The 17,061-nt window shown below is 34.2% G+C and carries 11 protein-coding genes; 1 reads left to right on the forward strand and 10 read right to left on the reverse strand.

The window, feature by feature from the left end:
• Nucleotides 1-2: 2 nt before the first annotated feature.
• The 6 genes from ACW9W4_RS02415 to ACW9W4_RS02440 form a co-directional block, all read right to left on the reverse strand.
• Complete coding sequence (locus tag ACW9W4_RS02415; RefSeq protein WP_457760928.1) at nucleotides 3-8,249, reverse strand: LamG-like jellyroll fold domain-containing protein; 8,247 nt, start codon at nucleotides 8,247-8,249, stop codon at nucleotides 3-5.
• Nucleotides 8,250-9,430: 1,181 nt separating this feature from the next.
• Entirely contained in the window at nucleotides 9,431-10,912 is a 1,482-nt protein-coding gene (locus ACW9W4_RS02420) for a DNRLRE domain-containing protein (RefSeq protein WP_457760929.1), read from the reverse strand.
• A gap of 374 nt (nucleotides 10,913-11,286) precedes the next feature.
• Nucleotides 11,287-11,733 carry a hypothetical protein gene (locus ACW9W4_RS02425; RefSeq protein WP_457760930.1) on the reverse strand — a complete coding sequence of 149 codons (447 nt, stop codon included), beginning with the start codon at nucleotides 11,731-11,733 and terminating at the stop codon, nucleotides 11,287-11,289.
• A 53-nt stretch (nucleotides 11,734-11,786) separates the two neighbouring features.
• Complete coding sequence (locus ACW9W4_RS02430; protein WP_457760931.1) at nucleotides 11,787-12,398, reverse strand: hypothetical protein; 612 nt, start codon at nucleotides 12,396-12,398, stop codon at nucleotides 11,787-11,789.
• Nucleotides 12,399-12,507: 109 nt separating this feature from the next.
• Nucleotides 12,508-12,750 (reverse strand): hypothetical protein, encoded by a 243-nt coding sequence (locus tag ACW9W4_RS02435; protein WP_457760932.1) that lies wholly within the window; start codon nucleotides 12,748-12,750, stop codon nucleotides 12,508-12,510.
• A 153-nt stretch (nucleotides 12,751-12,903) separates the two neighbouring features.
• Nucleotides 12,904-13,554 (reverse strand): Snf7 family protein, encoded by a 651-nt coding sequence (locus ACW9W4_RS02440; RefSeq protein WP_457760933.1) that lies wholly within the window; start codon nucleotides 13,552-13,554, stop codon nucleotides 12,904-12,906.
• 103 nt (nucleotides 13,555-13,657) lie between these two features.
• Here ACW9W4_RS02440 and ACW9W4_RS02445 point away from each other — a divergent pair, with 103 nt between their 5' ends.
• Entirely contained in the window at nucleotides 13,658-14,422 is a 765-nt protein-coding gene (locus ACW9W4_RS02445; protein ID WP_457760934.1) for a glutamate racemase, read from the forward strand.
• Here the strand turns inward: ACW9W4_RS02445 and cobM are convergent.
• Genes cobM through ACW9W4_RS02465 form a run of 4 tightly spaced genes read right to left on the reverse strand, consistent with a single transcriptional unit; the run spans nucleotide 14,403 to nucleotide 17,020 of the window.
• Entirely contained in the window at nucleotides 14,403-15,173 is a 771-nt protein-coding gene (cobM, locus tag ACW9W4_RS02450) for a precorrin-4 C(11)-methyltransferase (protein ID WP_457760935.1), read from the reverse strand. The two genes, ACW9W4_RS02445 and cobM, sit on opposite strands and share 20 nt — an antisense overlap.
• The gene (gene cobI / locus ACW9W4_RS02455; RefSeq protein ID WP_457760936.1) at nucleotides 15,166-15,888 is read right to left on the reverse strand and encodes a precorrin-2 C(20)-methyltransferase; all 723 of its coding nucleotides are present in this window, start codon (nucleotides 15,886-15,888) and stop codon (nucleotides 15,166-15,168) included. Before cobI ends, cobM begins: the two co-directional genes overlap by 8 nt.
• 36 nt (nucleotides 15,889-15,924) lie before the next feature.
• Nucleotides 15,925-16,515: a precorrin-6Y C5,15-methyltransferase (decarboxylating) subunit CbiT gene (gene cbiT / locus ACW9W4_RS02460; protein ID WP_457760937.1), complete on the reverse strand. Its 591-nt coding sequence runs from the start codon at nucleotides 16,513-16,515 to the stop codon at nucleotides 15,925-15,927.
• Nucleotides 16,516-16,540: 25 nt separating this feature from the next.
• Complete coding sequence (locus tag ACW9W4_RS02465; RefSeq protein WP_457760938.1) at nucleotides 16,541-17,020, reverse strand: hypothetical protein; 480 nt, start codon at nucleotides 17,018-17,020, stop codon at nucleotides 16,541-16,543.
• Between the last annotated feature and the right edge of the window lie 41 nt (nucleotides 17,021-17,061).

The following is a 17,061-nucleotide window of genomic DNA, read 5'->3' on the forward strand; positions in this document are numbered from 1 at the left end:
AATCATTGTGATTTAGCACTAATTGTTTCAGAATGATATCTGTATGTTATCTTTACAATTGGGTCTTCTGATGCATGTGCTTGTTGTACAAATTCATCATCACTTTCAAGTGTTACATTCCATTGACCAATAATTGGATCAATTGAAGTAATTATGAATCTCTCAAGTGGGTTATCTGCACCACTATACTTGACTCTAAGTATCTGCTCTCCATATGGAATACTTTCTAATCCACCACGTTTACCAAGAGTGTTGTCTTTAACTATACATTCATCTCCACCACCGATGATACATTGTCCTTGAGGATCAGTTACTTTGAACCTCAATTCAGAATTAGCATTAGATGCATAAACTAGAGCAGGATCAACCAACACTTGTCCATCTTGAGTGATTACTTGCAATACAGGCATGTCAGATGTTGCTACTGAGATAGTTTTTGGATGACTGGAAACTAGCACAGATTCTGTAATAATTGTAATATCATACAAGTCCACTTTTACTTCAAAGTCATATGTAATGAAGTCATTAGATTTTGGAATATTCCAGTTAAATATTATTTGAGTTTGTCCTGTGCCAAATAGTTGGGATTTCTTTGAGACTATATCCCCATCAACTACTAGTGAGACAATTCCATATGTTGGGGAATTCTCATTGAATATGTAAAATTCTGGTTTGATTGTTGAACCAGATGGAATGATTGTTGGTACGTCTACTTCAATTGCAACATCAGATACTGTAGTTGGATTTACACCAATGTTGTAATGAGTGGATTCTGAAACACTACCATTCTCATCAGTGACGTGTAACCAATATTTCATACCAGGTTCTACCATGATAATTGATGGGATTACTCCGCTAACTAAGCTCGTAGAGTTTGAGACAAACAAAGATTGTACATCCATCAGAACTGACATAAATTTATCATCTGGTTCTCCCATGATAATTGATCTGAGTTCTACACGTTTTAGCAAAGTATCACTATCAATTATTGCAGAAACCCTCAAGTCTTGACCACTGATAAATTGGAATTCTGATTCAGTTACATCAATTCTAGTATCGTTACCAATCTGAATTGTAGTATCAAATATTCTTACATTAGATTCTGAAACTTTGGGTAGTATATCTTCTGGGAGTGGAACAATTACTGTAGTTCCTTCACATGAAAGTAGTTTCATTGAAGTTTGAATAACGTTGGATTTTGTTCCTATTTCTTCTGTAACAACTATCATCATAAATGATTCATCAGATGAAATTGGTACTTCATAGAGATATCTATCAACAGTAGAGAATTCGTTGAGTTCAGCATATGGTTGTATTTCAGCTAATGTTCCAAATACAACTCCAGATTTTGCAGTAGATACTCTAACTGTTGGTGGAGTATCAGCATCACTTGAAACTATAATTCTTGCCATATTGTCTGAACATTTGTCATAAGAAATCTCATTGATTGCAAGTGGGGAACTTAAAATACCGCCAAATCCACCAGCAGCACTTGCACTTGTACTTACACCTGTACGACCACCGCCACTGCTGCTGCCACTAGAAGATGAGTCTGAAGATGTACCTGATGAAGACGAAGTACCTCTTGATACACCAAATGATGTCATGTGGAAAGAATAAATGTAGATTTTATCACCATCATCTTTCCAACATTCTTCATCAGCTTTGAGTTGACCTGCTCCGTTAACACCATCAATTGCAGCAAGAGTATCACCAACACAAACAGTGGTTATAATTTTGGCTGGTTCAGAGCCTTGTTTGAAGAATGCAGAAAGTCCTTTATTGCCTTGTGCTGGGAATTCTAGTCGTATAGGTTTATCGAGAGATAAACGTTGAGTAGATCCAAGTTCTATTACTATTGCAGGTGTTTCATATGTGGTAGTTGTAGTAACACCATTTATTGTAGAACTAGAAGTTGGAATAGTTGCTGTAGTAGCAGTAAGTAACTTAATTTTACCATCCCAAGTATTTGTACCAGATACCTTAGTATTATCAAAGAATGTTGTTGTTACTTCTAGATTAGTATCATTATTTTCGTCACGGTTAACTGTAAATCCAGAGTCATATGTTACAACTTTTGTTGTTGCAGTTGTAGCTGCAAGACTACTAGAGTCTAAGAAAGTATCACCTGTAGTTTTAACATTGATTGTAGATGAAGTAAGTCCCCCTGAAGGAAGTACAATTACAGAATTAGCTGCTGCAACGGTAATGGTTTTAGTATTAGATGATGGAGTAATAGTAATTGGATTAGTAGCGGTAACAGTAGTTGGTGTTTTTATTTTAATTACACTATCAGAAATTGTAATCGTGTCAGTGACTTGTAGTATATGTAATTGAACTAGAGTGATTGAGTCGGTGATTGCTGGTGTGTCAGTGACTGAAATTTGGAACATGTTGACTAGATTAGCAGAATCGGTGATTGCTGGTGTGTCAGTGACTGAAATAAAGTGACTTTCAACAATGGTGGCAGCATCAGATACTGTTGGTGTGTCAGTTATCAATAATATTGCATCGGTGCTTGCATTATCTGAGATTGCTGGTGTGTCAGTGACTGAAATAAAGTGACTTTCAACAATGGTGGCAGCATCAGATACTGTTGGTGTGTCAGATAGCGATAGGATGAACATTTTGACTATGTTTGAGTTGTCAGTTATGGTTGGTGTGTCAGATAGTGAGATTACCTTGTTCATGGTGGCAGCATCAGATATGGTTGGTGCATCAGATAGCGATAGGATGAACATTTTGACTATGTTTGAGTTGTCAGTTATGGTTGGTGTGTCAGATAGTGAGATTACCTTGTTCATGGTGGCAGCATCAGATATGGTTGGTGCATCAGTGACTGAAATTTGGAACATGTTGACTAGATTAGCAGAATCGGTGATTGCTGATGTGTCAGTGACTGAAATAAAGTGACTTTCAACAATGGTGGCAGCATCAGATACTGTTGGTGTGTCAGTTATCAATAATATTGCATCGGTGCTTGCATTATCTGAGATTGCTGGTGTGTCAGTTAGCGAGATTGCCTTGTTCATGGTGGCAGCATCAGATACTGTTGGTGTGTCAGATAGTGATAGAATGAACATTTTGACTATGTTGGAACTGTCAGTTATTGTTGGTGTGTCAGATACAGATACGACGTGATGCTCTACTAGAGTGGCAGAGTCAGATATTGTTGGCGTGTCAAACACTACAATTCCGGCCTGTACATCAGCGCTATCAGTTATTGTTGGCGCATCAGATAGTGAGATTGCCTTGTTCATGGTGGCAGAGTCAGATATTGTTGGTGCATCAGATACTGGTAAGACGTGATGCTCTACTAGAGTGGCAGAGTCAGATATTGTTGGTGCATCAGATAGTGAGATTGCCTTGTTCATGGTGGCAGAGTCAGATATGGTTGGCGTGTCAAACACTACAATTCCGGCCTGTACATCAGCGCTATCAGTTATTGTTGGCGCATCAGATAGTGAGATTGCCTTGTTCATGGTGGCAGAGTCAGATATGGTTGGTGCATCAGATACAGAAATTGTTGTATTCATTGTAGCGCTATCAGTTATGGTTGGGGTGTCAGATACTGGTACGACGTGATGCTCTACTAGAGCAGCAGAGTCAGATATGGTTGGTGCATCAGATACTGATAGAATGAACATTTTGACTATGTTGGAACTGTCAGTTATTGTTGGTGCATCAGATAGTGAGATTGCCTTGTTCATGGTGGCAGCATCAGATATGGTTGGTGCATCAGATACAGATAGAATGAACATTTTGACTATGTTGGAACTGTCAGTTATGGTTGGTGTGTCAGATGCTGGTACGACGTGATGCTCTACTAGAGCAGCAGAGTCAGATATAGTTGGTGCATCAGATACTGAGATTGGGTCATGATTCGTAATAGCTGAACCACCAAAAACAAACCATGCTGTTTGAGAACCAGAGTTACCGCTGGTTTCATGATTAGTCCAGCTTCCCCAAGAACTACCACTCCACAGATTGGTCTCAACATCTGCATTATTAGAACCAGATACACCTACGGTTGTAAGCATAATATCATCTAGAGCAGGATCAGCAGCTAGCTGCCATTGTTCTCCCCCATCAGAATTATCAGGTATGTCTTGTTGTGTACTCCAAGTTCCTCCTGCAATCGAATATGTTCTATAGAAAAGATTGTTGTTAGATTGACCATAAACCAAAAGAGCTTGATCACCATTTCCCTCATATTCAATATCAAAAAGATGATTGGTAGTAGAAACATCATTTGTATCTCCATCTGCATTTATATCTGAAGACTGTGTAATCTGCGTTCCCCAAGTAGCACCATTCCACACATTTGTTTTAAGCAAATCATTACCACCGCCAGCAACTGCAACTATAATTTGATCACTAGTAGAAGATGGATTAGCAGAAGATTCAACATGTACAATAGTGCTGCCAGTACTTATTCCAGTTACGACAGTTACAGTATCACTATCTGTTGTGCCAGACCATCCGGTACTCTTGTCAAATTCCATAGATTGTAGATTATTAACACCATTATCATTATCATACCATACTGCAAGGAAATCAGCAGAAGATGATTCCCATCTACCATCATATGAGAAACAAGGACCACAACCACCTGCATTGGCTTCTACTTCAATAAGATTACTCCAAGATACACCATCAAAGATTTGTGCGTTCACATCGTTACCACCATCTCTTGTCATCAAAGCAACATAATTGCTATTAGGATCAGCGATAAGTCGCATGGTGTTTAGAGCACCGCCAACATTTAATGCATCAGCTGAAGTATTCCAATTGGAACCATTCCATATGTCACAATAAGGGATGTTTGTATTAGTAGGCTCACGATAGCAAACCATGGCGTGCGTACTGTTAATGTAGGCTAAACTAAATGCACGCTGAGTTGCTATATTTGCACTAAATTCAGTTACTGCACTCCAACTAACACCATTCCACACTTGACAATTAAGATCAGATGAACCATCTCCAACACACAGTATCTTTTCATTAGAATTATTATCAGGTTTTGCAACAATTCTAACTGTATCAACAACTCCTGTTACATCATTAGCGTTTGACTCTGATCCAAACCCACCAGATTGTGTTTGAGTTTTGTATTGTGGGATAGACGTATCATCATTTTCCCTATATACCAACATGTTCTGCGATGTGGCACTGTTGTGTGCATATTGCGTATCGTTTCCAAACTGGAACATTAGATGATGTTTTCCATGAGTAATGACCTCAGATAATTCAAATCCAGTCTCTGTACTTGAATAGTTTAGATATGTTATAATATTTCCATTAATAATTGGAGTAAGATATTGTGTTCCGTCATGTAGTTCTAGGAATTTAAGATCATCAGGCAATCCATCCCCAAATGTCGTACCATCCACTGCAGTGATGATTAGATCAGCAGTGCCTATTGTGGTAAAGTTGACTGTCCAGTTTCCGCCAACTACAGGATAAGACTGCACATTAATTATTACAATATCTGCTTCAATCTCAAATTCTTGCTCAGATAATTGTGGAACAATCCATTGCATCTGATTAGCAATACCGTTTCCATCCGTATCTACATATTCCACATGAAATCTGGAATCATGGGTCACGTTAGTCTTGATGCCATCTATATTCCAGAACAGCTTAAATTCGACTCCTGCCTTGACCAGTCGTTCTGGAATATCTGAATATGATTTGACATTACTATAATGCAGTGTTGATTCGTGAGCTACTGTCACTTTCTTGTTGTATATGTTTTCAGTAGATTGATCTTTTTCGGTAGTATATGGGGCAGGAGTCTTAAAGGTAAGATCCACCTTTGTGGCAGTATTATTTACGACAAGTAGTTTTGTTGGTTTATCTTTTTGAAGTAGCTCAGGCATCTTATCTTGAAGTAATACAACAGGTACCATCTTTGCAGTTGTGGTATTATCTGATTGTGTTTTGTTTGATACAAAGTACATGGAATTTTCATGTACAGAATCTTCAACATCAAAATTACTTGAATTAGTTATGTTGTTTGGTACTAACGGAACACTAGATGAAACTGTAGATTTTGTAATGGTGTCTATTTCATCTAGATCTACATATGTAGAGTTTGTGGTGGCATCACTGCCAGTATTGTTTGTACTAATGGTAGTAACTTGAATTTCATGTTGGTCCATAATTCTAATCTTCTCAGTATTGGAGAATAATCTATCAGGTAAATCCGATGTGTTGTCTTTGAATATCATAGATCCATCTAACGGTTCATCAGATTCATACAATATGGATTCTGTATTGTTTTCATTGGTAGATGCTCTAGTAATTTCAGCATCAGAAGGAAGCTCTATTGCAATCGTTCTTGATTGATTAGATAACGATACGGTTTGTGTCCAGGTTACTGATTTGTTTATCTCAATAACATCATGTTCAAGATGGGTTTCAGTAGTAATTGCTTTTGAGTTTTTGGTTGCCAAATCATGTATTGTAGGCATATCAAGTGCAAAAATTGATGATGTAACAGAATCCATAGGAATAGATTCAAGTGAAGTTTGGTTTGCAGATGCAATAATCTCTGCTAGTAGTTCGTCTATAGATTTTTCTTGGTATGTATAATCTGACTTTTGATTTTCATACATACGTAAAATATCGTGTTGTGTTAATTTCTTGGAAAAGAGCGATACGTCATTAATGTATCCTGAAAACTTATTAGTTATTTTAGTTTCTTGTTTACTTGTAAGATAAGCACCTACTACAATGTCTTCAGAAGAATGAATGTTATCAAATGACTTTGTTTCAAGCTTGCCGTCGACAGCAAGTGAGAGTACTCCTTCTAAAATGGTAGTTTCTTCCATTACTCCATTTACAAATATGGATATGTTAGTACCATTAAATGTTGCAGCTACATGCGTCCATTCATCGTTAATTTGGGAAGTAGATTCGACGGATTTCCATTTCATACCATCGTAGACGGAGAATTTTGCTATCTTTTCTGGAGAAATCTTGTTGTTGAGATTAGCTGAAAATGAACCAGTTTTACTTATGAGCGTAAATTCCGGTGAACCATTTGTATAATCTGGTTTTATCCACAAGGAGAGAGTAAATTCTGATAGTGTATCAGTCTTGGTTTGGTTTTTGATTGTAATAAAATCATCAGAGCCATCTAACTTCGCTACAGTGTTATTGCCAACCAGTTGTTTTGACACTTTGCTAACAACATTATCATCATTCTCAAAGTCCAAAGATAGTAAAAATGTGTGATCATAATCTTCAATAGCAGAGTCTGTGATTGTTGGTACATCAGAAATCGATATTGTTCTGGCAACACTTGCATTATCAGTTATCGTTGGTGTATCAGATACAGGGACATCAATGGTAGTGGCGTTGACAGGTGCAATGGTAGTGGCGTTGACAGGTGCAATGGTAGTGGCGTTGACAGGTGCAATGGTAGTGGCGTTGACAGGTGCAATGGTAGTGGCGTTGACAGGTGCAATGGTAGTGGAGTTGACAGGTGCAATGGTAGTGGCGTTGACAGGGACATCAATTGACGATTCTTCAGCAAAAGCTTGGCCCCAATAGTTTGTTGAAATTGAAAATGGAGTAATAATTGCAGATGAAAGTAAAAGTACTACAAAAGAATAACAAACAGCTTTTTTATAATTATAAAGCTTAAATTGAGAACCATCAACACGTAAAAAAACATATCCTACTAAAGGAATGATGAATATGATCAAAACATTATCTGACCACATCAGATCTTGTGATTGTTGAGATGCATAATCAGATAAGAAATCAGGTTGGAAGAATTCAGATGATGATAAAATGGAAATTAAATTAAAGTTAGGTGCAAGAACAGATTGATATTGAAAAACATCTTGAAAGAGAGAAATATCATAAGAAGAATCAAAATTGTTAATTATAGTTGGTTGCTCAAATATTCTCCCCATTATTGCAAGTGGCGCAAATATTGTATTGCTAACTGGGATTGTTTTAGTCAAAATTACGTGATCAGAAATTGTAATCGTATCATGTGATGGATCATAATTTTCAGAATTTAAAACAGGAATCACATTATGATTTTTTTGCAATAATACAGTATCATGTATTTCAACATAATCATTTTGCAGAGTAGAGGATGATTGAATATTGGTATTATCAGAATACATCAATATGCTAAACTGAGGAGTGGTCACAGATACAACAGAGATCAGGATCATCGCAATTACAAAAAATCCAAGATTTCTTTTCTGAAATAGTCGATTACCCATAACAAAACAGTCATAATTTTTCCCATTAAGAAGAGAGGAATGTTTAGGGGAAATATGATGCCAAATTGGCATTATCAAATCTAAAAGATACCGTATTGGAAGGCTGGATTTTATTGTGAATAATAGCTGTAGAGATACAAAAAAGGCCAATCAATGCAACATTATCCAATGGCATTAAAAAAAGAAAAAATATTTTGAATTATACAAAATCTCAATAAGAATTATGAAAGATTACAAGAAAACATTAAAAAAATTATTTGAAATTTAGTACGATTCCAAAGTGTGGAAATATTACGTTTACATCAAAATATGAGAAAAGATTTTTCAATAATTGGTAGTAAAAAATATAAGAAAAATACATAACCATTTATAAAAAAAGATTGTTGTGTTCTTGAGAAATTATGCAGAGATCATATTTTTCCCTTATTCAAGTTTGGATGTGATTAAAAGATCTTTTAATGTATGAATTTTTACATTAGGGTAGATTCTTTTGTAACCATCAAGCATCAATTCATACTGTTATTTTACAAATTAATTTATCAATTTTTTCTTTAGTTTTATTTTCATATGGAGTTAACTATCAATATTTGCTTTCTTGTATACAAATAATCATTACTTGACCATTACATTAGATATAATAGAATTCTTGGTAATGGTATGGGAAATAATTGATTTAGTGTTGGGTGATATTATAATAGATTGTTTGAATGTAATGACAAAAAAATTTGTATAATGATTGTAAGAATATCTCTATCAAAGAATTTGAAAAAGAATCAAAAATGCTATAAAAAATAATTCTAAACACACAGTATTTCTATGGATTACAAGCGATTTGAAGATAATCGACAGTATTCTAAGCCTAAGTGAGCTTGGTTGCTGTCTAATAGAAAAAATAATTATGGTATGAAAATGATCGTCTAGTTTTTCAATAATATATTACAATTTGATTCGCAGCAAACAAATCAAACAGTTAGCCTTCTTAGGATAAAACAAAATAACAGTTCTATATTTTCATATCTTTCAGTGTCTTGTAAGGATACGTATAGCTAAAGATTCCACTTATGTTTTAACACTTACATTCAATTTCAATAACGATAACGTGAGGGGCACAAATTAAGAAAGATTCTAACTGTAATCTTCTTTACTTAACATCTCATATCCTAAAATGAAGTATGAAAGATTTATTGATCTAAAATTAATCTTGGTGCAATGTCTTCATTAAAATGAGTAGCTCTCTCAGTTGTTGCAAAATCGATATTTCCAGCACCACTTTCTAGACGTTGTATTATCCATCCGTAGTTTGGTGAATCTCCAGCTAGAAACATATTGACATCAGAAGTGACATCAAATTCCATCCATCCAGATGTAGCAATGGTTGGTGGTAGTTGATTATTGCCATCAAAGTCTTTGAATATTGTCAAAGTATCAGTAGGATTGTCTTTATCAAATACAGCTAGCTGTGCATCTTTCCAATCTAGATCACAATCAGCAGCACCATTTGATATATCTAAATCAATAGCACAATTATTTGTAACTCCTTCTCCAACACCTCTGTCTAAGATACCTCCAGCAGCAATAAATTCAGATTGTTTAAAATCATCAGGTCTCTGATTGAAACCATTTCCTTCAGCCCAATTCATGGTTAATCTATTTATACCAATATCACGTCCCTCATTTCCCCAATTTTGACCATTAAAGGTAACATACAATTGTAACTTAGCATTGCTTACCTGATTACCAGTATATGAGTCCAGATCAAATGAAACTAGAGAATGCTTTGTACCACCAGCTTGAACACTCATAGACCAGTTTGCTCCTTCGTTGGTATTACCAGCTCCTCTAAGATATGCATCCTTGTCAGCAAACAAAACAGATGACTGTGGAATTTCTGGAATTACAATATTAATTCTAGGTGCGACATTTTCACCAAATTCATCATTGTATCTGTTTATAGCACCTTCAGTTGAAGCAAATTCAATTCTACCTGCTTTATGATCAAACTTCTGGATCATCCAACTGCATGTTTCAACATTCTCGTTAACACAAGAATTCAAGTCTGCAGTAATGTCAAATGATACCCAACCAATAGTAGACTCGGTCATGGGCAGATCTTTCTTGTCATTACCTTTAAAATTCTTAAAGATGGTCATATAGTCAGTAGGAGTTTCAACTACATCAATACTACCGTGTTTCCACTTGTTTTCACAATCAGCCTTACCGTTATCGATATTTGTATCAACAGAGCAATTTGATGTTACACCATCACCATCACCACGATATTTGAAATCTTTAATATCAGAGTTTTTCAGGTTTCCAGGTTTAGTGTTAAAGCCATTTCCTTCAGTCCAAGTTGCCAATACTCTATGAAGAGTAATATCGCGTCCTTCCTTGCCCCAATTATCACCATTATTAACAGCAAACAATTCTAAAGTAGCATGATCTGGAACAGTCGAGATTCCAGTTAAATCAAAAGATACCAATGCTTGATTATCTCCTCCTGCCTTAACTATTAAATTCCAGTTTGCGCCCTCATTTGTATTTGAAGCACCTTTTCTAAGATAGCTGTCCTGAGATGCCTCTAAATTTATTGAAGAATCTGCATAGGAATTATTCAGACCAACAATAGAAAAAACAATCAATGCAAAAATAATAATTACTTTCAAATTTGTTACACCATGGATAAATAACATCTAATATTTTAAGTGATCTAAGAATACCAGTTCCCAGATTTGGGAAACTGACAAACGAAGTTTTGAGATAAATTTTGTCTATGGGGGGAAAATTGCTTAGTTTGTATACGTTGTGATAAAAGTTGTTACGATAGTAATTAAAAAATTCGTTTAGATGTTTGTAAAAAATTTCATACAGAATATCTAAAGACAATGAAGAAGCAATTAGAAATAATTCAGTGATATAAAAAATATAGATGAATTTTATTAATTGTAAAAATAATTTCAGATAAAAATTTGAACTTGGATCAGACTTTTAATGATCAAGATAACATCACAAAACTAAATCATGTATTAATATGAAAAAGTTATTTTTGTGGCAAGAGAGTCTCTTCCCAAGGAGTAATCCAATAGGCATATTTTGTAGCATGTTTGTCAGACTCTGGAACTACATACCACACTTCTAATCGTGATTTTTCATCTGTAATTTGATCACATGGAATAATCAATGTGTGTTCATCATGATTATACTGCAATTTATGCACTAATTCTTGAGAACGTGTAAAATATGTATGATTTATAATTTGAAAAAATTTTTCACCATACATTTTACAAGAGTCTCCATTTTGTTCTAAAAGAGTTATAGGAATACCATTTTTTACAATATTTCTTGGGAAAACATCGTCAAAGTTTACGGGAGTTAAAGGATTAATGATTGTGCCAAACAAGGAATTGCCAACATCAAGGTAAAAAAATGCCATAATCACAGATATGGCAACTATAACCAAAATTATAATATCTTTTCTTTGACTCATATTATTTACCATAATAAGCTAGATTTATCTTTTAAAAAAAGAAAAAAAGAGTTCTAGTTACCACTAGAACTAATGTCAAAGGTGTATGTGATATCTACGGTTTCAGATGTAGCCAACTGTGTATCTGTCACATCAACTACAGCAAATAGAATTCCTTCGGTGGCGCAGTCATTAAAATCGCCATCGTCATCGGCATCGTTTTGACATATTCCAATTGCTGTGATTGTATCGTTGTCAGCACAGTTTGTTCCACCACAAGTAAATTGTAAAGAACCAATTACTGCAGTACCACTTGAAGTGGTTACAGTTGTATCTTCCTTACAATTATTCTCTGTCATTCCATTATCACCGTCAAAATCAGCTGCTGTTTCTGCTTCGGCGATAGTAGGTGAAGCAGCATCACTAATACAGATAGAACCGATTTGTATGTTATCAGCAACTGTTACAGAATCTTGGAAGGTTTGATCAAGCAAGAATTCCTCGCCAGTATCTACAATTCTATTGTGAATTGTTTGTGAGAATATTTCTTGTCCAGCTGCATTTTTTTGTATCATTGTTGCTGCACCGTAGAAAGTGTGTTCACTTTGTGATGTGCCTAGACTACTAGGAATGACCATCATAGCTAGTACACTCATTAAAGCAAATCCTGCAATTTTTGTATACATTGACTTCATAAAAGATAAATTTCTATATATGTAAACCGGAAGAAAAGTTTAACAAAGTGATCCAATTTGGCATACACGCAAAATTTGCATGTATCTAATGGAAACACGCTCAATCGTTGAGATTTGGAGAATCTTTGGCTGAAATAATATATCTTTTAATGCCTTGTTCATCTATAACATATCCATCGTTATTATTAAATTCAGTAATATTTTTAGATATAATTACAGAATCATTAATTGTAGTTTCTGAGTCTTTTGAAAAGTTAGAATTTTCATTATTTGATACAGACACTACTGCCATAGCACCTACAGCAATGGCAATAATCCCGACAATCACAATAATGTTTATCACTACCTCAAATGCATGTTTATAGATTAAAAACTTTATTGAAAAATTCTTTTAAAAATCATTTATTATTACAAGAATGTCTAAAAAAGAATTTTTGTATTCAAGTTAATTTTAAAGAAATTAAAATAAAAAGGATAACTTGCGTCCTTTTCCTAGCTACTCAAAGGTAGAAGTAGAGGATTGTGACGAAAGTCCAGTTGAAGAAGGTACAGATGGGAATTTGTCTCCTATCTGTTGCTCAGCTACTGCAGATGCTTCTTGAAGAATCTTTTCGGTTTCTTCACTTGAAGCACCAGACTCCATACTAAATGAGTCTCCTGCAAGTGAATCCATCATTAGTCCATTAAGTGTCTGGGTCATACTGTTCAATTCTGAATCAGCTTCTGGCATGAATCTTCCTAGCGATGACTTCAATCCCTTCATTGTAGACATTGCTGGTCCAATTGCTACCATAGCATCACCAAGATCATGAATAGTTGTCAGTCTTAGTTGGACTTGTTCTAATGACATTCTTGCGTTGCCGAGCATCTTTGTAACTTTACGAATTTCAGCTAATTCGTTAGACAAAACTCTACTTGTGTCAGTATCATGTTGCTGCATTGCAGTCACGACTCTATGAAAGAGTTGCGCATCTCTTTCGTGCAGTTTACCTAACATAGAATCCATTTTTGAGATTTGGACTTGTAGTTTGTTCACTGCGGTTTGAATTCGTGGCTTTAATGCACCTTCAGGCTTTACTGCATCACGTAGTTTGCCAGTTACGCTTTGGGTCTCCTGATGAGCCCAAGTCTTATCGAAGTTTGGCATGATGATGAATTTAGAAATTTAGTCTTAATCATCGGTGTAAATTTAGATCAGTTTTTGACTAAATTTAGCTAACAAACATTAGCCTTATTTTTCAAATGATTTTGTGGTTAAAATTGCAGTTTTTGATTCAGGTTTAGGCTCACTAACAATAATTAAAGCAATTCAAAAAATCGCAAAGTCAGAAATAATATATTTTGCAGACCAACAAAATTATCCCTATGGGAATAAATCTCAGGCTCAATTATCCAAAATAATTAAAAAATCAATCAATCTATTACAAGTAAAATTTTCTCCAGATATCATAGTTGTAGCATCAAACACACCTAGCCTTATGTTAAATGTAACAGCAAAGAAGGTTTTTGATGTTAAACCTCCTCTAAAAGAAGCAAAGAAAAAATCCATATCCAAACAAATTGGAATCCTGGCTACAAATAGTGCAATTAATAGTAAAGGTTTAACTCAATACATTAAAAAAAATAATTTTCCAAAAGATTTCAAAATTATTAAAATAAATGGATCAGAACTTGTTGAATTAGTAGAATCTGGAAAATTTCTTTCAAATAAAAAATATTGTCAAACAATTATTAAAAAAATACTTGAAAAAATAATATTAAAAAATAACATAGATACCATTACACTTTCTAGTACGCATTTACCAATTATAAAACCATTATTGAAAAAACAATTTCCAAAAATAAATTTCATTGATCCATCAGAACAAGTTGCAAGAAAAATTTTAATTAAAATAAAAAAAAATCAAAATAAAAAAAATTCATTAAAGATTTTTGCCACAGGAGATATCAAATCATTTCAATTGAAATTAAACAAAATAGGAATTAAAAATAAAGTTAATTTGTTTCTTTCTTAGCTTTTCTATAACCGTGACTAAATTTTTTATCATACAGTTTTGAATATTCATATGTTTTAGGATCTATTACATCACTGATTATTACAATTGCAGTACGAGTAATTTTTTCCTCTTTAATTTTTTTAGCAATATCTCCTAATGTACCTTTGATAATTTTTTGATCAGGCCAGCTTGCTCTATAAACAACTGCAACTGGTGTAGATTTTTTATATCCTCCTTCAATTGCTTCTGTAACTAGTTTAGAAATTAGTTGTATGCTGAGATAAAAAATTAATGTTGCTTTATGTTTTGCAAGTTCTGAAATTTTTTCACGTTTTGGAACTTTGGTTCTAGATTCACCTCTTGTAACTATAATTGTTTGAGTAACTCCAGGTAGTGTTAATTGCATTCCAAGTGCAGCTGCTGAGGCTAAAAATGCAGTAACACCAGGAATTACAATAGATTTGATTCCTTTTTTCTCTAAATTATCAATCTGTTCTTTGATGGCACCATAAATTGATGGATCTCCATCATGTAATCTGACAACTAGTTTGTCTTTTTTTGCATTTTTATACAACAAATCAAATATTTCTTCTCTAACTAATTTAGCAGCATCATGTAGTTTTCCTTTTTTACATAGTTTTAAAATTGGATCAGGAATTAAGGATCCAGAATACACAACAACATCTGCTTTCTGAATTAATTTTTTAGCTTTAACAGTAATTAGTTCAGGATCACCTGGACCACAACCAACAAAAAATACTTCAGACACGTTTTACCACCAAAATTGAGAAATATTTTGTTGTTAATGATGAATCATTCACTTCACCTAATGTCATTTTTCTAATAATTTCATTTTCTGTTCCAAGATCTTGCCCTATTGCAAAAATAGAATTATCAGGAAATCCAGATTCTTTAAGAACCTCAATAACTTTGTCAAAATATCTCCCATCTTTTAGAAAGATCATTGATTCTGAATGTTTAGCAATCTCTTTCACACTTGATAAATCATAACATGATGGAATAATGGCAACCTTTTCTGCTCCTTCTGCTACACTTACACCAACTTTGGCTGCAAATGTAAACATGGAAACAATTCCAGGAATTACACTGATATCCATATCAGGATAATTTTCTTTAAGATCTTTGTGCATGTATATCCAAGTACTATACAAAAAAGGATCACCAACAGTAAGATAAACAACATTTTTCCCCGTCAATACAGTTTCAGCCATTATTTTAGCATTTTTCTTCCAAGTAGCTTCAAGAATATCTTTGTCCTTTGTCATTGGAAAGATTAGCTTTACAATTTTTTGATTTTTAGATTTATCAATTATTGGTGAAACAACAGCAAATGCAATACTTGGTCTGTCTTCATTTGAAGCTGGGCACATTATGATATCTGCATTTTTAATTGCCTTTACAGCCTTGACTGTGAGTAATTCAACATCTCCAGGTCCAACTCCTATTCCAATTAATCCAGGCATGAAAAGTATGATTTTCTTCCTAATTAAAAATCTAGGTTAGATCCTAGTAGCAGATATGATAGTTACAGGATTTCTAGCAAGCATCATGGTTCCAGTACTGGTTTTTCTACTCTTAGATATGGTAACTTGAGTAATATCTACAGATTCAAATTTTAATTTCTCTAATACTTGTAAGACTGAATACAAAGTTTCAATTAATATTATGCCAACTACAATTCTACCTCCAGATTTTAGTTTATTTTGTGATAATTCAACTATTTCCTTTGTATCACCCCCTGTACCTCCAATGAAAATAGTATCAGCTTCTTCAAGTTCATGAATTTTTTCTTTGGCATTCCCATGAATTACTGAAATGTTAGTTAAACCAAATTTTTTAATATTTTTTTTAGTTAATTCTATAGCATTTTCATCGTAATCAACGGCTAAAACTTTACCAGATGATTCTATTTGGAGTGCAGCTTCAATAGAGATTGAACCACTTCCACATCCAATATCATAAACAACCTGTCCAGTTTTTAGTCTTGCTTTGCTTATCTGAACAACTCTAACTTCTTCTTTGGTAATGGGAACTTTTTCTGCTCTCTCAAATTCTTCATCAGGAATTCCAGGGGTTTTAAATTTCCACATTTGTCATTACCATTTAATTTCTAGTCTAAATGTTAATTCCATATGTATTACTAGCTAAATGAGTCAATGTATAACTTACAATCCATGAAAACAAGTACAAGAAAACATAACTTCCAATAGCTTGTGTGACAACTTTTTTTCTATCAGATGAGGGTAATTGCATCTTCATTCCTTTAGCAACTATAACAGTTCCAAAAAATATTACAATCATAAATCCTATAGATGCCCATCTTCTTTCTTCACCCTCGATACCTTCAAAAATGAAAGTAGCTGCAGTTCCTGCTATTATAGCTAAAGCAACGCGCATCCAAAACAATTTGTTTAATTTTTTATCTTTTTCACTTTTCTCAGCAATACTCACTGGTGGTTCTCCCGATGGAGTATCGGAAACAGGTTCAGATTTTTCTGTTTCTGGTGTATCTGTAGGAACGTCCTCAATTGGTTCATTTTTTGATTCATTAGGGTCGACTGTAGGTTCAGATTTTTTCTTTTTGAATTTTGCCAAGTAATTTTCTAGCGTGTCTCAAGCAAACCATGTTTAATATC

It is taken from the genome of Candidatus Nitrosopumilus sp. bin_7KS, assembly GCF_054095835.1.